Here is a 20221-nt window from a genome sequence, read left to right on the forward strand (position 1 = left end):
TTTACCCTTTCTCAATTTCTTCTGGGAAAAACCAGTTTTGCTCTCCATTCTGAAACTTTGCAGTGATTCCAATGCTTCTGCCGTCTGTCATTTTATAGCCTGTTATCACAGCTTTAGGATTAGAAGATATTTGATCAATTAATTTTCCTGGTAGTCTATCTTTTACTTTGTTAATGTTAATTTTAATTTTACTACCAATTTTGGGTAATAATTTTGTTTCAGCCATAAGAGGTAAAATGGAAGCTATTATGCAAGATTAACAGCATTTGGACAATTTTTACTAAAATGGTTGCTCTTCGTTTAATTCCTTGTTTAGATGTCGCCAATGGAAGGGTGGTTAAAGGTGTGAATTTTGTTAACTTAAGAGACTCAGGTGATCCTGTTGAATTGGCTTGTAGGTATTCTGATGAAGGCGCAGATGAATTAGTGTTTTTAGATATTAGAGCAAGTTTGGAAAATAGGAATACATTAATTGACCTTGTCTCTAGAACAGCAAAATCAGTAAAAATCCCTTTTACGGTTGGTGGAGGCATAGATTCTGTTTCTGCTATAAATGATCTTTTAAGAGCAGGAGCGGATAAAGTGAGTTTGAATTCCTCAGCCGTTAGAAATCCTGATTTAATTTCTAAAAGTTCTAGAAAGTTTGGTGCTCAATGCATCGTTATAGCAATTGATGCCAGAAGAAAAGTTAATAAGATTGATCAATGGGAGGTATATGTAAAAGGAGGACGAGAAAATACTGGGATAGATGTCTTAAGTTGGGCAAAAAAAGTTGAGGAACTAGGTGCAGGGGAAATATTACTAACTTCAATGGATGGTGATGGAACGCAGAATGGATATGATTTAGACTTGACAGAATCTGTTGCAAATATTGTTAACATCCCAGTAATCGCATCTGGAGGAGCAGGCTCTTTAGAAGATATCTATGTTGTTTTCAAGGAAGGCAGAGCATCAGCGGCACTTTTAGCATCCTTGCTTCATGATAAGAAACTTACTTTAAAAGAAATAAAAAATTTCCTCCTCGACAAAAATCTTCCAATTAGACCATATGAATAAAAATTAAAATTTATTCCAAAAAGAAAGTATTTTTAAATTTAAAATGAAATTCACCAAAACTATCGAAGTTAAAAATATATTTAATAAAATTTCCTATAAATATGACTTTTTAAATAATCTATTAAGTTTTGGACTGCACAAATTATGGAAAAGGAAATTAGTTAATTTATTAGAACCTTCAAATGGTGAAGATTGGGCTGATTTATGCTGTGGAACTGGAGATTTAGCATTCTTAATTTCTAAGAGAGTAAGTCCAAGGGGTTCAATTACTGGGATTGACAGCGCCAAGGATATCCTAAATATTGCAAAGAAAAAATCAGAACTAAGAAAAAATAAATTTATTAAGTGGGAAATTAAAGATGTTTTAGAAATTAATGATTATTCAAAAAATTTTGATGGAATTTGCATGTCCTATGGATTAAGAAACTTGAATAATGTTGAAGAAGGAATAAAAAAAGTTTTTTATCTTCTTAAGGACAAAGGAAGGGCAGGATTTCTTGATTTTAATCACTCAACAAAAAATTCTTTTTCTAATATTTTTCAGAAAATATACTTGAGGCTAATTGTAGTAACCATTTCTAGACTTTTTAATTTAAGTCCAGAATACGCATATATTGAAAAAAGTATTAGCAGCTTTCCAAAGAAAAATGAGCTTTTAAAAATTGCTAAGGATGTTGGATTTAAAGAAGCTGAATATAGAACTCTTTTTTGGGGCCAAATGGGGATATTAATTTTAGCTAAATAAATATTTACTTATTTCTTTTTTCTCCAACAAAAAGAACACTTCCCCCATCGTTTGATTTCTCCCTTAGGAGTTGGGGAATTACAGAGAGTACAAATGCACATATTATTTTGATGGATTCTGCTCGGATGCTTTGCCCAAACTATCTTTGCATTAGTAGCTCTAATATTTTTATTTTTAATTTCATAATTTTGTATTATTTTTATTTCATTCAAAGTTATTCCAATTTTCTCGATTCTCTCTTTTAATTTATGCTTGTTGTAGATTAAAGCTTGGCGCCATTGAGGATGATTTACTGCAATAGTAAGTATTTTTTTTTCAATATTTAATGGTTTGCATTCTTGAAATAGTTCTGAACCGATTAAGTCTTTCCAGTTTTCGTTGATTGTAGAAAGTTTATCTAAGTCACCAAATGATTTTTTGAAATTATCAAGACAATTTTTCAAGGGATGTGGATTACTTTTATTCACTATTGGCAAATATTTTTTGTCCAATTTGTAAAATTTACTCATCAAGACTAAAGTTAATATAATCTTTTTAAAGATGCTCGTTGTTTTAATAAAGAATTTGTGAAAGTTATTGGATCTGCAGCTAGGACAGTTTTTTATTTAAAAAAAATTCAGGGTCAATATCCAAGTTGGAGAATTCAGTACAAAATAAAATGTAAAAGTACCGAAAATGAGCTCACAAACTGGCTTGGATATTCAGAAGTAAAGAGAAACCAGCCAGTAGCGATAATAGCAAGAGAACAGTGCTCAGGTGTTGGCCAAAACTCAAAAACTTGGGTTTCCCCAAAAGGTGGGATTTGGTTAAGTGCAGCTTATCCAATATTTTCAAAAGAATTTACTAGTCAAATATTTAATTTGTCTTTAGGAATTAAGATATGTGAAATGCTTAGACAAGAGAATATAAATGTTTGTTTGAAATGGCCAAATGATATTTTTTTTGGTTCAAAAAAGTTGATTGGATTTTTACCAAGGGTGATAACTAGAGGCAAGGAAATTATCTATGTAAGAATAGGTCTTGGGATGAATGTTTTAAATTACACTCCATCAGAAGGTATTTCATTATCAAAAGTACTTCAAACTAAGAATATTAATCACCATTACTGGACAGCCAAAGTTCTTAAAGCTTTTCATGATTCAATTGAATGTAATAACAAAAAAGAATATGTGATCAAATCGGCAAATAAGTTCCTCACTAAAAGATTTTTACCTAGTGGTTATTGTCCTCATATATGGAGAATTAAAGATATTGATTTAAATGGGCATTTAAGAATTGAGAATGAAACTCAACTGAAGGTAATTAGAAGGTTCTGAATTTACTTAACTTTTAATTCAACTATTCTTCCATCCTTAAATTTAGCTATTTTTTTTGCGCGATTTGCAACTTCATCTTCGTGCGTAACTAAAACTATGGTTATTCCAGATTCATGCAGTTTGTCAAAAAGATCTAGTACATCTTCAGTGGTTTTTGAATCTAGTGCGCCAGTAGGTTCGTCTGCTAACAATATTGCAGGATTATTGATAATGGCCCTGGCAATAGCCACTCGTTGTTGTTGACCTCCGGATAACTGGTTTGGGCGATTATTCATTCTTTCTGAAAGGCCAACTTTTTTTAAGGCATTCTTACCTCTCTCTAATCTTTGTTCAGGCTCAATACCAGCATAAATCATCGGCAAAATTACGTTTTCAAGTGCAGTTGCGTCTGAAAGAAGATGAAATTGCTGAAAAACGAAGCCTAATTTTTGGTTACGTATTTCCGCTAGCTCATCATCAGATAAATTCTCAACAGGGATACCATTTAATTTATATACACCTTCAGATGGTCTATCTAGACATCCAATAATATTCATAGCTGTACTTTTGCCTGAGCCACTAGCTCCCATTACAGCTAAATAATCACCTTTATAAATTTTTAAGTTTATGCAATCTAAGGCTTTAACAGTTAGATCATCCTTCCCATATGTTTTAGATATGCTTTCTAAACTTGCGACTTTCTTAGACATTTATTGAAAAATTCCTCTAGGCAATATTATTTGCTGTAGCAATAATATCTTGTAAGAAAGGAGTTTCTGAAACCGCTGTGTTGGCTAATTTAAAAAGAGGATTAGATAGGATTCCTCCAAGAGCAGTTACCGCTACGCAAGCATAAAGTGCAACTCTTAAGGGAGGCAATCCTATAATTCCCCAATTAATTTCAGGATATGATTTAACTATTTCAGAAGCTTCCTGTGGTTCTTTTACTACCATCATTTTTATCACTGAAATGTAGTAATAAATAGATATAACTGAAGTTACCAATCCAACGATTACTAATAAATATTGATGATTTGCCCAACCTGCAAAGAACAAATATATTTTTCCAAAAAATCCTAACATAGGAGGTAAACCTCCAAGTGATAGAAGACAAAGGCTCAGGCCTAATGTAATGAGAGGATCTTTTTGGTAAAGCCCAGAGTAATCAAGAATTCTGTCAGAACCGGTTCTTAGTGAGAAAAGTATTACACATGAAAATGCACCCAAATTCATAAACAAATACGCAGCCAAATATAAAACAGCAGCTGATAAACCATCTTGTGTCCCAGATACGATTCCAATCATTACAAATCCGGCTTGTCCAATAGAACTGTAAGCTAGCATCCTTTTCATTGAGGTTTGAGCTAGAGCTACAACATTTCCGAGGGCCATGCTCAAGATGGCTAAAATAGTAAATAAAAGTTTCCACTCCTCATCGAAAGAAGAGAAAGTGGTGCTTAATATTCTTATTGCAAATGCAAATCCTGCTGTTTTTGAACCAACAGATAAAAAAGCCACTACAGGTGTAGGTGAGCCCTCATATACATCAGGCGTCCATTGATGAAAAGGGACTGCAGCTATTTTAAATGCAACAGTTGATAGGACAAATACAAGAGCTAAAGAAGTAATGAATGATGGCTTGTTGATAATCTCTAAACCAATTGTTGCTAAGTTCGTTGAACCACTTAATCCATAAAGGAAAGAGGAACCGTACAAATAGACTGCAGCGGCCGCTGAACCAACAAGCAAATATTTTAAAGCTGCTTCTGAACTCCTTGGATCTCTCTTGAGATAACCAGAAAGTAAATAGCTCGCTACCGATAAAGTCTCAAGAGATATGAATACACTAATAAGGTCAGTAGATCCACACAAAAGCATTGCCCCAAGAGTTGCCGAAAGAACTATCGCCGCGAACTCCCCAATAGGGCTTCCACTTTGTTCTGTATAACGCCAGCTTATTAGTAAAGAAACTAAAGTTGATAAAGCTATTATTGCTCTGAATGCGATTGCTAAATTATCTGAATTAAAGGAACCAAGAAATGCACTATTTACTGGATTACTCCATTGAGAGGCTAAACTTAAGAGAGAGCCGCCAATTGATAAATAGCAGATTATTGGTGCCCATTTTGATGCAGTTTTTTCTCCTGCTAAATCTACAAGAAGAGTTCCAACAATACCTAGTAAGATAAAAGCCTCTGGAATAATGGCTTGAGCATTTAAATTAATTGTAAAGATTTCGTTGGGCACTTTATTAAATAGGATTAAATTAGATGATTGATTGTAATGGTGAAAGAGTTAATCTTAACTTAATTATAATTTGTGGGTATGATTTTTGAAATTTTCAAGAGATATTACTTTAAAAAGTTTCAAATAATCATAATATGCCCTAACTGAACAAAAACACCAATTTTTGAAATAAACCTTGGATCACACACTAGTTATTGTTGAAAGTCCCACCAAAGCAAAAACTATAAGAAAGTTTTTGCCTTCTAATTATGAAGTTCTTGCTTCAATGGGACATGTAAGAGATCTTCCAAAAGGGGCCGCTGAAATCCCCGCTGCAGTCAAAAAGGAAAAATGGTCAAGGATAGGAGTAAATACAACGGAAGATTTTGAACCACTTTATATAGTTCCAAAAGATAAGAAAAAGGTTGTTAAAGAGCTGAAAGATGCTTTGAAAGGTGCCACCGAACTATTACTGGCGACTGATGAAGATAGAGAGGGAGAGAGCATTAGCTGGCATCTTCTGCAAATACTGAAGCCTAAAATACCTACTAAGAGAATGGTTTTTCATGAAATTACAAAAAAGGCAATTAATAAAGCTTTAGATCAAACAAGGGAAATTGATATGGAACTTGTTCAGGCTCAAGAAACCAGAAGAATCTTAGACAGGCTTTTTGGATATGAATTATCTCCTTTACTTTGGAAGAAGGTAGCTCCCAGATTATCTGCAGGTCGTGTTCAATCAGTTTCTGTAAGACTTCTTGTTAGAAGAGAAAGAGAAAGAAGATCCTTTAAAAAAGCTAGTTACTGGGGGATTAAAGCTTCCCTAGTAAAGGATAATGTTTCTTTCGAAACTAAATTATTTAGTTTAAATGGTCAAAGAATTTCTAATGGTTCCGATTTCGATGAACAGACCGGTAAATTAAAACAAGGAAATAAATCTTTAATAATTGGAGAAGATAAAGTACATGATTTGTTGAAGACTTTTTCCTCCGAGGATTGGTTAGTCTCAAAAATCGAAAAAAAACCATCCACTCGTAAGCCAGTTCCTCCATTTACAACAAGTACATTGCAACAAGAAGCAAACAGAAAGCTTCGTTTGTCTGCAAGGGAAACTATGAGATGTGCACAAGGTCTTTATGAGAGAGGTTTCATAACATATATGAGGACTGATTCAGTTCATCTTTCCGAACAAGCTACAAGAGCTGCTAGAGAATGTGTCAGTTCTATGTATGGAAAAGAATATTTATCTAATTCACCAAGACAATTCAATTCAACTGCAAGAAATGCTCAAGAAGCACACGAAGCTATAAGGCCCGCAGGTGAGGTATTTAAAACACCAAAGGAAACTAATCTGACTGGTAGAGACTTATCTCTTTACGATTTAATTTGGAAAAGAACTGTAGCTAGTCAAATGGCGGAAGCTAGGCTAACAATGATTAATGCCGAAATTAGTGTGGGGGATGGATTATTTAAATCGAGCGGGAAAAGTATTGATTTCGCGGGATTCTTCCGAGCTTATGTCGAGGGAAGTGATGACCCAAGTTCGTCCCTTGAACAACAAGAAATTATTCTCCCAAACCTAACAACTGGAACAAGTCTTGAAGTCGCTAATAAGGAATCTACTTTTCATGAAACCAAACCGCCTGCAAGATATACAGAGGCTGCATTAGTTAAAGTTCTTGAAAAAGAAGGGATTGGAAGACCTTCTACCTATGCGAGTATTATCGGGACAATTGTGGATAGAGGTTATGCAAATATATCTTCAAATACTTTGGCTCCAACGTTTACAGCTTTTGCTGTTACCGCTCTGTTAGAAGAACATTTCCCTGATCTGGTTGATACTACTTTTACTGCAAAAATGGAGTCTTCATTGGATGAAATATCTTCAGGCAATCTTGAGTGGCTTCCATACCTCGAGACTTTCTATAAAGGTAAAAATGGTCTTGAGGTAAAAGTTCAGAAAACAGAGGGTGATATTGATGGTAAAGCTTATAGACAAGTTGATTTCGAAGACCTTCCTTGCGTAGTCAGAATAGGATCTAACGGCCCTTGGCTAGAGGGCACAAAAATTGATGAATCTGGCAATGAAATTCAGGCGAAAGGTAATCTTCCGATGGATATAACTCCCGGAGATTTAGACATAAAGCAAGTTGATCAAATTTTAAGTGGCCCATCAGATCTTGGAACTGATCCAAAAACTGGGGAAAAAGTCTTTTTAAGATTTGGACCTTATGGACCTTACGTACAATTGGGAAATAATGATCAAGATAAAGCTAAACCAAGAAGAGCTTCATTACCCAAAGAGTTGAAAACTGATGATCTAACTCTAGATGAGGCTCTTGTACTTTTAAGTTTGCCTAGATTGTTAGGCGTACATCCTGAAGGAGGTGTTGTTGAGGCTGATAGAGGAAGATTTGGACCTTATATTAAATGGATTAAAAATGAAAATGAATCTGAAAACAGATCATTAAAGAAAGATGATGATGTTTTTACAGTTGATATAAAACGAGCATTAGAAATTCTTGCGATGCCAAAAATGGGTAGAGGCGGTCAAGAGATAATTAAAGACTTAGGAAAACCGAAAGGATTTCAAGAAAAAATCCAAATATTAAATGGAAGATATGGGGTCTATTTAAAATGTGGCAAAACTAATGTTTCGATTGCCAAAGATACTGACTTAGAAAAATTCACCATAGATGATGCTGTTTCTCTTTTAGAAGAAAAACTAAAAGATAAAAAAGGATCCATTTTAAAAAAAACAAAAATAAGTAATAAAAAAACTACAAGGAAAAAGAAAAGTTAGAAAAAAATATGATTTTAAAAAAAAAAGAATTTTTTTTATTTATTGTTTTAATTTTCTTGCAATCATGCTCTGGAGGGAGAATTGGAAATTTTCTTGAAAGTAGTTTTAATGATTTAGAAAAAACAAGCCAAAATGAAGATTTACAAAATAATTTAGTAAATAAAAAAATTGTAGAAAAAGAAAATAAAGAAATTGATGTTAAAAAAAATAAAAAAATTAAAAAAGTAGAAAAGCCAAAAAATATTCCAGAAAATAAAAAGGATACAAATTCAGAAAAAGAAAACAAAGAAATTGATGTTAAAAAAAATAAAAAAATTAAAAAAGTAGAAAAGCCAAAAAATATTCCAGAAAATAAAAAGGATTTAAATTTAGAAAAAATGGCAAAACAAAAAAATAACAAAATTAAGAATCTTTCAAAAAAAAGAAAAATTGAGCTTCAATCTTACAAAATAATACTCATCTTAAAAAATGTAGATCCAAAAGATCCCACGGAAGAGTTAAGTTCCATATTAAGTAATTCTGAGGTAAATTTTGAAATAGAAAAGATTGAACGTATCTTTGATTCAAAAAATAAAAGTATGAATACAAATTAATTAAAAATATTCAACAAAAAATGAAAATAACAACAAAAACTGAAGCTTTAAATATTGTGGAGACCTCATATTTAGCATCTCTTTCGTCTTTATTATGGGTTGCACTATATTATTTGCCCATTGGGGGAGCTTTATTAAGGTTAATTTTACCCCTCCCAATCATCTTGTTGCACTTGAGAAGAGGGACTAAAATTGCATTGGAAGGACTCTTAATACAATTTCTACTTTTATTCATAATTATGGGGCCTGTTAGAGGAACTTTATTTTTATTTCCCTATGGGATCTTGGCTTTTTGGTTAGGTTGGTGTTGGTTTAAAGAAAGGAGTTGGAAACTTAGTTTAACTGTAGGAGTTGTTATTGGAACCCTTGGCTTCTTACTACGAGTAATAGCATTATCTACGTTGGTTGGAGATAATCTTTGGGTTTTAATTACTAGAGCGAGTTATGGCCTAATAGAAAAGTTGATTGGATTATTTGATTTACCTATATCCCCCTCGATTTTGATTATCCAATTGGGTGCAATTTTATTAATAATTTTTCAAGAAATAGTTTATGTTTTAACGGTACATGTAGTTGCTTATTCTCTATTTCCTAGATTTAAATTAACTATCCCAGATCCTCCAAGATTATTAGATAGCTTAGTTGATTTAAATAATTGAAAAAAGTAAGAATGTACAGTACAGAATTAGGGATAAATTTTTTTGGTAATGAATCCAATAAAAAAAATCAACTTAATAAGATAGAAATACTGAAAAAGAATATTAATAATCTCAAAATATTTCTTGTAATTGCAGGCACTAATACATCGCAAATTCCTGGAATTTCCGCGGCAGGTATTAATGCAAAATCAAGGAGAAAAACTGCTCTCGCAGATGCTGAATTTTTGCTTAAGGGTGCTTCAAAAGATCATAAATATAAATTGCCTTTCCTGAAAGCGGGAGTAACTCCGGCCCTAATAAGTCATGTTTGTTCAAGGCTTATAAATATTTATCCAGTCATTGTTCCTTTGGGAATAGGAGTAAAGCCTTATTTTAATCATTTGGTTGTAGAAGATAGAGATTTGGGACCGTCAAATTGTCTTACTACTGGTAAATCTATGACCAAAGAGAGGGTTATAAATCTCTATAAAAGAGGTCTTTCGATAGGAAAATCCTCAAAACAACCTATCTTAATTTCTGAATCTGTACCAGGAGGCACCACAACTGCTCAGGCAGTAATGGAAGCCTTTGGTTTGCGGGTGTCTAATTTAGTAGGGAGTAGTTTATTTAAAGTTCCAAGAGAATTAAGAAGAAAAGTAGTTCAAAAAGGAATTTTAAATGCAAATCTTAAGACTGGTTTTGACTCTTTTGATGTTGTCGCGGCAGTAGGTGATCCTTTCCAAGCTTTCTCAATGGGCCTATTAATTGGTGCCAGGTTAGCAAATCAACCTGTCATATTGTCTGGTGGAAGTCAGATGGTAGCGATCATTTTGCTTGTATTAGAATTCTTAGATTTGAAAAATGAAGATGAATTTATTGAAGATGTTTTTATTGCGACAACTGGGTGGCTTGTGAAAGATAATTCTCTGAGTGATTTATTAAATCTAATTAATGAAAAATATGATGTCAAATTATTAGGTTTAGCAAGTCCTTTAAATTTCAAATCTTCAAAATACAAAGAATTGAAAGATTATGAATTAGGTCATGTTAAAGAAGGTGTAGGTGCTGGTGGAATATCATTGCTTGCTTTCTTATATGGATTTAAAAATGAAGAAATAGTTTCATTGTGCCAACAAAATCTGGAAATGATGAAGGGCTTAGGTCAAATTTCTTTAGAGAAGGATTGCTGAATGTTTTTAAAATTTGCAACCAGAAGAGAATTTTTAAATTATGGTAAGCTTTCGTTTTTATTTCTCTTAAACTCTTGCAGTAATCTTCCTAATAAAATAAAGATTGCACTTCAAAATTCTTTTTACCCAGAGTCTTTTAAAGATACGATTCCAAAAGATTGGAAGCAGGAAAAAATTAATTTTGAAAGTATCCAGCTACAAAAAAATAGAGACATAATTTTCAATTCTGACTTTACTTTAATAAACGATGGATGGATTACTAGTATAGATTTTGCAAAATTTGAAAAAATAAATGAATATCCATTGATCGAAAATTTGGATAAGAGATCGATAGATTTCTTGGGAAGTTTTAATCAAAATCAGAGAAGTAAATTATTTCCTATTGGCGTGGTACCTTATACAATTGTCATTAAAAATAATAAAGAATTACTAAATTCAGCCAGGAATTCTTGGGATTTTCTTCTTTCTAAAAAATTAACTGGGAAAATTATTTTCCCACAAAGTCCCAGAATAATATTATCAATTTCAAAAAAAATTAATTCATCTAATTCTTTAAAAAAGCTCAAAAGCCAAGCAATGTTATTTGATGATAGAAATATGCTCAATTGGTTGATTAATTCTGATGCTTGTGTCGCAATATTGCCTTATAGTCTATGCTCAAAATATTTAAAAATAGATCCAAGGCTTTCTTTGGTTTTCCCAAGCCAAGGCGTACCTTTGATGTGGCATTTTCTACTTAGTCGATCAATTCAAAATAATTCACTATTAATTAAATGGATTAAATCTTTAGAAAATAAATCAATAGTAGATAAATTAGTAAGCCAGGGTTGGTATCTACCATTCAATAATGATTATTTACAAAGTAAATATAAATCTGAGATGTTCCCCATCTCAGGGCCTTCTAAGAAATGTTGGGAAAATAGCTGGTCTTTCCCTGTCCTAACAAATGAGCAAAAAGTTAATCTTAAAAATTTATGGAATGATTCTTTAACCCCATAATCTTTTTCTCGGAGTTTCAATTAATAAGTTATGGGTTTGCTTTAATAAATTTGGTATATCTAATTGATTAGGACATTTAGGAACACATTCATTGCATTCTTGACAAAGTGAGGCATTTTTTTCTTCCCACCAGTGGTCAGCTTTTCCTATTAAATTGTATCTTTCTTTTGAAAATTCTAATTGGCCATAACCAATCGATATATTCCTTAAACGAAGTATTTCTGGAATAGGTATTTCATTTGGGCATGGAAGACAACATCTGCATTGTTCACATTTTGTTGAGTTTAATCTTTCATTAGCCACTTCCTCAATTTTATTTAGGGCGCTTTTTTCAAGTTTTGTAAGCTTCTCGAAGGAGTTTCTAAGTTTATGTGCAAATTCAAAATCTTTTTTGTTTGTCGCCCCCAAGGACAAAGTTGTAATGCCTTTTGCTAAGAGAAATCGATACGCTAATTCTAATGGATGAAAAGGCTTAGAGGCCTCTAACAAAATATCACTTGGAGAATATAATTTCCCGCCTTTATCAGCGGGCGATATTGCTAATACTCCCATACCTTTTTTTATAGCTTCCTCTGCCAAAGTAATTTTAGATTGATCTAAATAATGTAAATGTAGACTGCAAAAACTAAAAACTTCACAGTTAATTGCATCTTTAATTAGTGAATAACTTCCGTGTGAACTAAAACCAACTTGATCAACTAGTTCCTTCTCAAGTATCCAAGATATGAATTTCTTACCTTCTCCAGTTAGAACCCAGTCTAGATGTTTTTTTAAGTTCAATCCATGAATTGCAAGATTATTAATTTTCTCGCGATTTAAATTTTTAAGAGAATTTTTAAAATTATTTTTTAAAAAGTTAAAATCACCCTTTGGTAAAACTTTGTTAGTAATCACCCATTTTTTTTCGGGTATGTTGTCTTCTAATGCAAGTTTTTTTATTGAATTTCCAATAAGTGATTCAGCATCGCCATAAGAAGGTGCTGTTTCTATATGGTTAATTCCTACAAAATAAGCATTTTTTATTATTTGATACATTTTTTCGAGACTTTCAGTAGCTCGCATTGTCCCTAAAGTGAATAAGCTCACTTTCGCCCCTCTACCAAATGATCTTTTTTGTGAATTAATAATCATCTAAATATGATCAATTTCTTTTTTTACTCTTTAATTTATTTATAGTTGAAAATGATTTAAAGTAAATTAAAGTAAATACAAAATTTTGCAAAAATATTTTTCTTAAATCTATGTTCACAGGAATAATTCAATCAACTGGAAAAATAAAAAAGGAAAAAAATATTTTAGAGATTCAAATTCTAGATAACTTATTTGATATGGCAATCGGTGACAGCATAGCTGTTGATGGAATTTGTTTGACAGTTAAAGAGATTTTTCAAAATAAATTTACTGTTGATGTTAGTGAGGAAACATTAAAAAAAACAACTTTGGGAGTAAAGTCAAACGTGAATCAGATTGTTAATTTGGAGCCCGCTCTTAGGTTGTCTGACCGTCTGGGAGGGCATATAGTGAGTGGACATGTTGATGGCCTTGGAATAGTTGAGAATATAGAAAAATTAGAGAAATCTTGGCTATTATCCATAAAGTGGAAAAATAATGATTTTTCTAAATATGTAGTTAATAAAGGCAGTATTTGTGTAAATGGTATAAGTCTTACAATTGCAAAATATGAGCACGAAGGAGAAATATTTACTATTGCAATAATTCCTCACACTTGGCATAACACAAATTTGAATAAATTAAATGTTGGTGACAGCGTAAATCTTGAGGCAGATGCACTAATTAAATATGTAGAGAAATTACTTTTGTTTAATAGGAATAATAAAGAAGATTTTTCTAAAAATAATATTTCTTCGGAGTGGCTTAAAGAAAACGGTTGGTAATATATAGTCTCTAATTTAATGGAATCAGATAAATTGTCTTTGATTCTTTTTTTAGATCAATTTTAAATTCCTTACCAGGTTCTAGACCTAATTTCTTGGTGTAGGCATGACCTATTAATAGATTCCCATTGCCGTGAACCTTAGTTTTGAATTCTGTCTGCCTGCCTCTTGAAGTTCTTCTATTGCCAGCTCTCCCTTGAACTTTTCCTATTTTGTAACCTTTTGCTTCGATAAGCGCCCTATAAAAACTTTTTCTTAAGACTCTACCGCTAGGACCAACGTACCCACAGCCTCTTGCTATTTCATCTTCAGATTGTTTACTCAATAATTTTGCTTTCTCAAGAAGTTCTTTTCCTTCTAGCATTATCTGACAAATTTCTAATTATATATTCTTACTAAAAAAGAGAACTGTGGCAATATAAATTAATAAAAAATATATTTAATTTTTTAAATTTATTTTTCTTATAAAAGATACAAAATAATAAATAATATAACCCATATGCCATCTACAAAATGCCAGTACAATTCAACGGCTTCTAGAGGGAAGATATTTTGACTAGTGATTCTTCCGCCATTTACTCTCGATTGCCAAGCAATAATTAAAATCATTAAAGTGCCTAAAGTGACATGTAAACCATGAAAACCAGTAAGTGCATAAAAAGTACTTGCAAATAAATTATCTGTTAATCCAAAAGGTAAATGAAAATATTCAAACAATTGACATATTAAAAAAATTATTCCAAGAAAAGCAGTAAAAAATAACCATTTTTGGGAATCAGAGTTTTTATCTTTCAAAAGTGCTTTACCTGCCTTATGGAAAGTTGCACTACTAACAAGTAATAAAATAGTATTTATTGTAGGTATTGGGAGCTCTAATTCATAAATAGCTCCATCAGGTAATGGATTTACAGCTTTATAGGTTAGATATGCAGCGAAGAATCCAGCAAAAGTCATTCCATCTGCAATTAAGAAAGTTATAAGACCAAACATTCTGAAGTCTTCATGTTTTTCATTAACTTCAGAATTATTTTTTTGAATTTCTTTTGAGCTATCTAGAGTTGTCATATGTTTTTATTTTTTGTTCAGAAAATTTTCACCATAACCATAAGGTTCTTCTACTAATGGAGCTTCTCCTTTCCAATTCTCAACTGGAGGAGGAGATGATGTTAACCATTCAGGTGTTAGAGCATTCCACGGGTTATCTCCAGAATCTTTACCGTTTCTCACACTAAAGAATATGTTGATTAAAAAAGGAATTGTACTTATAGCCATCAATAGAGCTCCTAAACTACTAATTTGATTAACGAACTGGAATTGAGGATCATATTCTGCCACTCTTCTTGGCATTCCATTTAAACCGAGCCAATGTTGAGGAGCAAAGCACAAGTTGAAGCCAATAAAGGTAATAATAAAATGTAAAATTCCTAATTTTTCATTAAGCATTTTTCCGGTTACTTTGGGGAACCAATGATAAATGGATGAGAAAATAATAAAAACAGTACCTCCATAAACTATGTAATGAAAATGGGCCACAACGAAATAGGTATCATGTACATGAATATCGAAAGGGACCTGTGCCAAAGCAACTCCTGTAATACCTCCAAAAACAAAATTTATAATAAATCCGCAGGAGAATAACATCGCACTATTGATAGAAATTTTGCCTCCCCATAATGTTGCAACCCAATTGAAAAATTTTATCCCTGTTGGAACAGCAATAAATGCTGTCGCAATAGTAAAGAACAATCTCATCCAAGGGGGAGTTCCACTGGTAAACATGTGATGCGCCCAAACAACTAAACCTAAAACAACTATCCCCATTATTGAAAAAACCATTGTTGTATATCCAAAAAGTGGTTTTCTAGCATGGACAGGAAGTATTTCACTAACTAAACCAAAGGCAGGAAGGACCATAATGTAAACAGCTGGATGAGAATAAAACCAAAATAAATGCTGATAAACTACGACATTTCCACCTAAAACAGGATTGAAGAAACCTGTATTAGCGATAATATCAAAGCTAAGTAGAATTAAAGTCCCTGCCAAAACAGGAGTTGACAAAACAACTAGTAGACTTGTCCCAAGCATTGCCCAACAATACATTGGCAATTGCATGAGTTTTAATCCTGGCCTTCTTAATTTGATAATGGTCGCAATAAAGTTTATTCCACCAAAGATAGAACTGCCTCCAAGTAATAGAACGCTCAAAATCCAAATTATTTGTCCCGATTGAGGAGTAGTTATGCTTAATGGCGGATAAGCAGTCCACCCAGCTTGAGCAGCACCCTCAACAAAATAGCTTGCTACCAGCATCAAACCTGAAGGAGGAATTAGCCAAAAAGCTACAGCATTTAATCTTGGAAATGCCATATCTCTTGCACCCACATAGAATGGAATTAAATAATTTCCAAAAGCACCGTTAACTACAGGCACTATCCAAAGGAATATCATTATTGTTCCATGCAAGGTTAAAACTTGGTTATATACATCTCTTGGCATAAAGTCAGACATTGGACTGGCTAGTTCAATTCTTATAGCGCTCGCTAAAGTTCCTCCTATTAAATAGAAAAGAAAACCGCAGACTAAGTATTGTATCCCAATGACTTTATGATCAAGACTAAAACTAAAGTATCTGAGCCAGCCTTTAGGTTGAAGACTTTCATTATTAGTTTTTTGTGGTTCAATTGAAATTGTCATAAATTCACCTCTGTTTTTTTATTTTTGTTAAACCAATCGTTATAATCAGATTCTTCTTCAACAATTATGGAGGCTCTCATCCCTCCATGATATGGGCCACATAATTCTGCGCAAATTATTGGATATTTTCCTACTTTTGTAGGAGTGAAATTTAGAATAGTTGGTTGTCCAGGAATAATATCCTGTTTGATTCTGAATTCAGGCACCCAAAAAGCATGAATGACATCCTTAGATTCCATTTTCATCGATACTTTTTGATCAACAGGGACGTGTAGTTCTCCTGATATAAAATTGCCTTTGGGATAATTGAATAGAAATGCAAATTGCATAGCCGAAACTTCTATTGATAAATTATTTTTTGATATTTCAGTATTAGGAGTTTGACTAATCCCAGCCCATATTTTTTCAGGATTTGAACTCATCATTTCGTGGTTATGATTTAGTTCCTTCATCCCTCCCATTCGATCGTAGATGTTGTAGCTATATAAACCTATTAATAAAACAATTATTGAAGGGATAATTGTCCATACAATTTCTAAGCTTAAGTTTCCCTCTAAAGCTATACCATCTCCTATCTGATCATTTCTTTTCCTAAACTTAAATAAACTATAAATTACTGCTATTGTCATTCCTATAAAAATAATTAAGCCTATGATGAAAAGAATTTTAAAAAGTTCGTCGTAAATTGGCGCATTAATACTTGCTTGAGCTGGGAGCAAATTTACATTAAATCCAATCCAAAAAGATATAGCAAAAACGAGTGAAATAATTAGTATTAAATAAATGTTTTTATTTAACAATTGATTTCTAAAATTTGTATTTATATTTTTAAGATATTCAATTTTTTAAATTCTGCATCCTTTAGTTAAAAGAAAACCATTTAAATTCATAACTTCTTAAGATTTAAAAAATAAAAGACGTATTATTAATAACTTTTTAGAGTTAATTGTCAGGGAAAAAAGATTATTTTAATAAATTATTTTTTAAATTAAACATATTAATTTTTAATTAATGTTTAGGTTTTGAATCTAAATTATTATGCAAAATATATAAGTTTTTCAAATTTGATCAATAAAAAATTATATAAATCAAAATATCTGCCAATTTTTAAAAGATTAGGAAGTCATAGTGTATTCGCACTCATCGTACTAATCGTAATTGGAGGTGCTACGAGAGTTATGGAGGCTGGCCTTGCTTGTCCTGATTGGCCATTATGTTATGGATCTTTTTTGCCTTTTACTCATATGAACCTAAGAGTTTTTCTAGAGTGGTTTCATCGTCTAGATGCTTTTCTGGTTGGAGTCTTAATTCTTTTTAAATTTGCTCTTTCAATTATCTGGAAAAAAGAAATTCCAAATTGGTTACCTAAAACTTATTCATTACTACTTTTTCTTGTTATTGTCCAAGGATCTTTTGGTGCTTTAACAGTAATAAACCTGCTTGATTCATATATTGTTTCGGGCCATCTTTTAATAGCATTTCTACTTCTCATTACAACGATTTCAATAAATCAAAAATTAGAAAATGACGAAATAGAAGAGCCATTAATCTGGTGGAGATTATTATTGTTTTTTCCTCTTTTACTTACTCTAATTCAATCTTTTATTGGAGTAAGGCTTTCATCAACCTGGTCATCACATATTTGCTTATCTTTTAATAAACATTGTCTAATTCTAAATATTCATAAATTATTTGCTTTTCCAATTGCTTTTTCAATTCTATTAATCATTGCTACTGCAATTTATAAGAGAAATTTGCTTAATGAAAATTGGAAATATCTCTCAGCACTTATTTTCCTCTTGCTTTCCCAAATCGCTTTGGGTGTTTTAAGTCTTAAAACAAATTTGAATGAACCTATTTTTATTATCGGTCATCAACTTAACGCTTCTTTATTTATTGCGATATTAACAACATTAATTTTTAGAAATCCTTTTACTAAAAAAGTTCTAAACCACTCCCTAAATTCTCAAATGGTTGGTATCAATTCATGAACAGTAGTAACTTAGAAAACTTGAACTATAAATCTCCAATTAAGGATGAAGTTGTACCTTCAAGAAAAAGATTAACTTTGCCGCCTTGGCTTGAAGTAGCAAAACCTAGATTAATCCCACTTTTATTGGCAACAACTTTGGGAGGAATGGCTTTAACAGAAGAATGGCCTTTGTCTTCACCGAAACTTATATGTACTTTAGGAGGAGGCTCTTTGGCAGCGGCAGCAGCAGGAGCTCTTAATTGCTTGTGGGAAATGGAATTAGATAAGAGGATGACAAGAACTAGCAAAAGAGCCTTGCCATCAGGAAAGTTGTCATCTGAGACTGTATTTTTAGCTGCCGTATCATGTACTTTGGCAGCTTCGATGCTTTTAGTAAGTGGTGTAAATTATTTGGCTGCGGGTTTAACTCTTCTTGGTTTATTTAGCTACGTAATTTTATATACAGTTATTTTGAAACCTCGTACAACAAAAAACATTGTTTTCGGAGGAGTTGCTGGTGCGATACCACCCTTAGTTGGAGCATCTGCTGCTACAGGGCATGTAGGTCTTAGTGGTTGGTGGTTGTTTGGTTTAGTAATGTTATGGACCCCAGCTCATTTTTGGGCACTTGCAATTTTATTGAAGGATGATTACGCATCTGTTGGTATTCCTATGCTCCCTTCTGTTAAAGGATCTGTTTTTACTGCTAAAGCGATTTCTCGTTACGGATTGGCAACAGTTTTAATGAGTATTATGGGAGTTTTTGCTTTACCTGAAGGAGGTCTCTTATATGGAATTATGTTATTGCCATTTAATGGAAGACTTTTGCAATTAATAAATGAATTAAAGAAATCTCCTGATGATCTTTCAAGAGCAAAGTCTCTTTTTAGGTGGTCTATTCTCTATATGTTTGGCATTTGTCTTTTGTTATTAATTTCCAGAACCCAACTATCCGTAGAATTTGAGCAGCAATCTATGCAAATATTTTTATCTATAGTATCTCTGCTTAGTAATTAAATTAGATGTAAAATGTTTTTTAAGTAAATAGTAAGTTTGATGAATTATATAAAAGTTAAAGGGCTCTCAAAATCTTATTCAGATATCAATGCATTAAAAAATTTATCGATGGAAATTGAAGCTGGCACATTATTCGGCATACTAGGTCCAAATGGTGCTGGCAAATCAACACTAATAAAAATACTCGCTACTTTAATAGAGCCTGATAGTGGAGAAGTTTTTATAAATGATATTAATCTGATAAAAAATTCAAGGAAAATTAGAGAATTAATTGGTTATGTGGCCCAAGACATTGCACTTGATAAAATATTAACTGGACGAGAGCTTTTGGATTTTCAATCAGATTTATATCACATCAACAAAAACAAAAAATTTGAAAGGATAAAGAAATTAATAGATCAATTAGAAATGAATGATTGGATTGATCGTAAGTGCGGAACTTATTCAGGGGGAATGAAAAGAAGAATAGATCTGGCAGCTGGACTTTTACATTTGCCCCAAGTATTAATTTTGGATGAACCGACAGTTGGTTTAGATATTGAGAGTAGAAACATTATATGGCAACTTTTGAAAGATTTGAGAAATAATGGAATGACCATTATTTTAAGCAGTCACTATCTTGATGAAATAGATAAATTGGCAGACAGATTAGTGATAATTGATGATGGAAGAGTTATCGCAAAAGGGACTCCTGCAGAGCTCAAAAATAAATTAGGAGGAGATAGAGTAACTTTGAAAGTAAGAGAATTTAGTAATCAGGAAGAAGCAAAAAATATATGTCAAATTTTATCTTCAATAGATGGAATTAGTCAGATCATCATAAATGAAGCTCAAGGTTTCTCGATAAATTTTGTAGCAGATAAGGAAAAAGATTTACTTACGAAGCTAAAAGTGGAATTGGCCTTCTCAAAGTTTGAAATTTTTTCTCTTACCCAAAGTCAGCCAAGCTTGGATGATGTATATCTTCAGGCAACCGGGAAAACATTATTGGATGCTGAAATTTCTATGGCAGGGAAAAGAGACCTAAAAAAAGAATCAAAGCAATCCATGCGATAAAAAAACTTTTAGTTAACTAACTATAATGAATACTAATTA

Annotated in this window: 21 protein-coding genes; 12 read left to right on the forward strand and 9 right to left on the reverse strand. The window is 32.3% G+C overall.

The genetic code is table 11. The features are described 5' to 3' along the window. Position 1: 1 nt before the first annotated feature. Positions 2-226 carry a DUF2862 domain-containing protein gene (locus tag SOI86_RS08985; protein WP_209042102.1) on the reverse strand — a complete coding sequence of 75 codons (225 nt, stop codon included), beginning with the start codon at positions 224-226 and terminating at the stop codon, positions 2-4. Between the two features lie 59 nt (positions 227-285). Here SOI86_RS08985 and hisF point away from each other — a divergent pair, with 59 nt between their 5' ends. Continuing rightward, entirely contained in the window at positions 286-1056 is a 771-nt protein-coding gene (gene hisF / locus SOI86_RS08990) for an imidazole glycerol phosphate synthase subunit HisF (RefSeq protein WP_320681473.1), read from the forward strand. 43 nt (positions 1057-1099) lie between these two features. Continuing rightward, entirely contained in the window at positions 1100-1801 is a 702-nt protein-coding gene (gene ubiE, locus SOI86_RS08995; protein WP_320681474.1) for a bifunctional demethylmenaquinone methyltransferase/2-methoxy-6-polyprenyl-1,4-benzoquinol methylase UbiE, read from the forward strand. An 8-nt stretch (positions 1802-1809) separates the two neighbouring features. Here the strand turns inward: ubiE and SOI86_RS09000 are convergent, their stop codons facing one another. Beyond that, positions 1810-2268, reverse strand: coding sequence for a DUF721 domain-containing protein (locus SOI86_RS09000; RefSeq protein ID WP_320681475.1), 459 nt, complete (start codon positions 2266-2268; stop codon positions 1810-1812). Between the two features lie 99 nt (positions 2269-2367). Between SOI86_RS09000 and SOI86_RS09005 the strand changes: the two genes are divergently transcribed. Next, a complete protein-coding gene (locus SOI86_RS09005) occupies positions 2368-3117 on the forward strand; it encodes a biotin--[acetyl-CoA-carboxylase] ligase (protein WP_320681476.1) in 750 nt (249 codons plus the stop codon). A 2-nt stretch (positions 3118-3119) separates the two neighbouring features. Here SOI86_RS09005 and SOI86_RS09010 read toward each other — a convergent pair whose 3' ends face one another. Together SOI86_RS09010 and SOI86_RS09015 are read right to left on the reverse strand one after the other, a co-directional pair. Further along, on the reverse strand, positions 3120-3806 hold the full coding sequence (locus tag SOI86_RS09010; protein ID WP_320681477.1) for an ABC transporter ATP-binding protein: 687 nt from the start codon (positions 3804-3806) through the stop codon (positions 3120-3122). Between the two features lie 16 nt (positions 3807-3822). Continuing rightward, positions 3823-5343 (reverse strand): NAD(P)H-quinone oxidoreductase subunit N, encoded by a 1521-nt coding sequence (locus tag SOI86_RS09015; RefSeq protein ID WP_320681478.1) that lies wholly within the window; start codon positions 5341-5343, stop codon positions 3823-3825. 175 nt (positions 5344-5518) lie between these two features. Here SOI86_RS09015 and topA point away from each other — a divergent pair, with 175 nt between their 5' ends. The 5 genes from topA to SOI86_RS09040 are packed head-to-tail and all read left to right on the forward strand — an operon-like array spanning position 5519 to position 11545. After that, positions 5519-8125, forward strand: coding sequence for a type I DNA topoisomerase (gene topA, locus SOI86_RS09020; RefSeq protein ID WP_320681479.1), 2607 nt, complete (start codon positions 5519-5521; stop codon positions 8123-8125). An 8-nt stretch (positions 8126-8133) separates the two neighbouring features. Then, positions 8134-8718, forward strand: a complete 585-nt coding sequence (locus SOI86_RS09025) for a hypothetical protein (protein WP_320681480.1) — start codon at positions 8134-8136, stop codon at positions 8716-8718. A gap of 20 nt (positions 8719-8738) precedes the next feature. Next, the gene (locus SOI86_RS09030; protein WP_320681481.1) at positions 8739-9377 is read left to right on the forward strand and encodes a DUF2232 domain-containing protein; all 639 of its coding nucleotides are present in this window, start codon (positions 8739-8741) and stop codon (positions 9375-9377) included. Positions 9378-9388: 11 nt separating this feature from the next. Beyond that, on the forward strand, positions 9389-10546 hold the full coding sequence (gene cobT, locus SOI86_RS09035) for a nicotinate mononucleotide-dependent phosphoribosyltransferase CobT (RefSeq protein WP_320682523.1): 1158 nt from the start codon (positions 9389-9391) through the stop codon (positions 10544-10546). After that, the gene (locus tag SOI86_RS09040) at positions 10547-11545 is read left to right on the forward strand and encodes a hypothetical protein (RefSeq protein WP_320681482.1); all 999 of its coding nucleotides are present in this window, start codon (positions 10547-10549) and stop codon (positions 11543-11545) included. Here SOI86_RS09040 and SOI86_RS09045 read toward each other — a convergent pair. Beyond that, entirely contained in the window at positions 11534-12676 is a 1143-nt protein-coding gene (locus SOI86_RS09045) for an aldo/keto reductase (RefSeq protein ID WP_320681483.1), read from the reverse strand. The genes SOI86_RS09040 and SOI86_RS09045 overlap by 12 nt on opposite strands. Positions 12677-12786: 110 nt before the next feature. Between SOI86_RS09045 and SOI86_RS09050 the strand changes: the two genes are divergently transcribed. Continuing rightward, complete coding sequence (locus SOI86_RS09050; protein ID WP_320681484.1) at positions 12787-13440, forward strand: riboflavin synthase; 654 nt, start codon at positions 12787-12789, stop codon at positions 13438-13440. A 10-nt stretch (positions 13441-13450) separates the two neighbouring features. On the opposite strand, the gene SOI86_RS09055 is transcribed toward SOI86_RS09050, so the two are convergent. From SOI86_RS09055 to coxB, 4 genes are all read right to left on the reverse strand, one after another. Next, on the reverse strand, positions 13451-13804 hold the full coding sequence (locus SOI86_RS09055) for an AbrB family transcriptional regulator (protein ID WP_320681485.1): 354 nt from the start codon (positions 13802-13804) through the stop codon (positions 13451-13453). 98 nt (positions 13805-13902) lie between these two features. Further along, a complete protein-coding gene (locus tag SOI86_RS09060) occupies positions 13903-14505 on the reverse strand; it encodes a heme-copper oxidase subunit III (protein WP_320681486.1) in 603 nt (200 codons plus the stop codon). Positions 14506-14511: 6 nt separating this feature from the next. After that, on the reverse strand, positions 14512-16137 hold the full coding sequence (ctaD, locus tag SOI86_RS09065) for a cytochrome c oxidase subunit I (RefSeq protein ID WP_320681487.1): 1626 nt from the start codon (positions 16135-16137) through the stop codon (positions 14512-14514). Beyond that, positions 16134-16937 (reverse strand): cytochrome c oxidase subunit II, encoded by an 804-nt coding sequence (gene coxB, locus SOI86_RS09070; protein ID WP_320681488.1) that lies wholly within the window; start codon positions 16935-16937, stop codon positions 16134-16136. Before coxB ends, ctaD begins: the two co-directional genes overlap by 4 nt. Positions 16938-17201: 264 nt before the next feature. On the opposite strand from coxB, the gene SOI86_RS09075 reads away from it, so the two are divergent. Genes SOI86_RS09075 through SOI86_RS09085 form a run of 3 tightly spaced genes read left to right on the forward strand, consistent with a single transcriptional unit; the run spans position 17202 to position 20182 of the window. After that, positions 17202-18128 carry a COX15/CtaA family protein gene (locus SOI86_RS09075; RefSeq protein ID WP_320681489.1) on the forward strand — a complete coding sequence of 309 codons (927 nt, stop codon included), beginning with the start codon at positions 17202-17204 and terminating at the stop codon, positions 18126-18128. After that, entirely contained in the window at positions 18125-19126 is a 1002-nt protein-coding gene (locus SOI86_RS09080) for a heme o synthase (protein ID WP_320681490.1), read from the forward strand. The genes SOI86_RS09075 and SOI86_RS09080 overlap by 4 nt, the downstream gene beginning before the upstream one ends. 39 nt (positions 19127-19165) lie before the next feature. Beyond that, on the forward strand, positions 19166-20182 hold the full coding sequence (locus SOI86_RS09085; protein WP_320681491.1) for an ABC transporter ATP-binding protein: 1017 nt from the start codon (positions 19166-19168) through the stop codon (positions 20180-20182). The last annotated feature ends 39 nt before the right edge of the window (positions 20183-20221 follow it).

Origin of the sequence: Prochlorococcus sp. MIT 1314 (assembly GCF_034093315.1) — a bacterium.
GTDB lineage: Bacteria > Cyanobacteriota > Cyanobacteriia > PCC-6307 > Cyanobiaceae > Prochlorococcus_A > Prochlorococcus_A marinus_Y.

Bases quoted from the DNA above. Each gene is read 5' to 3' on its own strand.
- SOI86_RS08985 (WP_209042102.1), bottom strand. From the start codon at position 226: ATGGCTGAAACAAAATTATTACCCAAAATTGGTAGTAAAATTAAAATT.
- hisF (WP_320681473.1), top strand. From the start codon at position 286: ATGGTTGCTCTTCGTTTAATTCCTTGTTTAGATGTCGCCAATGGAAGG.
- ubiE (WP_320681474.1), top strand. From the start codon at position 1,100: ATGAAATTCACCAAAACTATCGAAGTTAAAAATATATTTAATAAAATT.
- SOI86_RS09010 (WP_320681477.1), bottom strand. From the start codon at position 3,806: ATGTCTAAGAAAGTCGCAAGTTTAGAAAGCATATCTAAAACATATGGG.
- SOI86_RS09025 (WP_320681480.1), top strand. From the start codon at position 8,134: ATGATTTTAAAAAAAAAAGAATTTTTTTTATTTATTGTTTTAATTTTC.
- SOI86_RS09030 (WP_320681481.1), top strand. From the start codon at position 8,739: ATGAAAATAACAACAAAAACTGAAGCTTTAAATATTGTGGAGACCTCA.
- cobT (WP_320682523.1), top strand. From the start codon at position 9,389: ATGTACAGTACAGAATTAGGGATAAATTTTTTTGGTAATGAATCCAAT.
- SOI86_RS09040 (WP_320681482.1), top strand. From the start codon at position 10,547: ATGTTTTTAAAATTTGCAACCAGAAGAGAATTTTTAAATTATGGTAAG.
- SOI86_RS09045 (WP_320681483.1), bottom strand. From the start codon at position 12,676: ATGATTATTAATTCACAAAAAAGATCATTTGGTAGAGGGGCGAAAGTG.
- SOI86_RS09050 (WP_320681484.1), top strand. From the start codon at position 12,787: ATGTTCACAGGAATAATTCAATCAACTGGAAAAATAAAAAAGGAAAAA.
- SOI86_RS09055 (WP_320681485.1), bottom strand. From the start codon at position 13,804: ATGCTAGAAGGAAAAGAACTTCTTGAGAAAGCAAAATTATTGAGTAAA.
- SOI86_RS09060 (WP_320681486.1), bottom strand. From the start codon at position 14,505: ATGACAACTCTAGATAGCTCAAAAGAAATTCAAAAAAATAATTCTGAA.
- ctaD (WP_320681487.1), bottom strand. From the start codon at position 16,137: ATGACAATTTCAATTGAACCACAAAAAACTAATAATGAAAGTCTTCAA.
- SOI86_RS09080 (WP_320681490.1), top strand. From the start codon at position 18,125: ATGAACAGTAGTAACTTAGAAAACTTGAACTATAAATCTCCAATTAAG.
- SOI86_RS09085 (WP_320681491.1), top strand. From the start codon at position 19,166: ATGAATTATATAAAAGTTAAAGGGCTCTCAAAATCTTATTCAGATATC.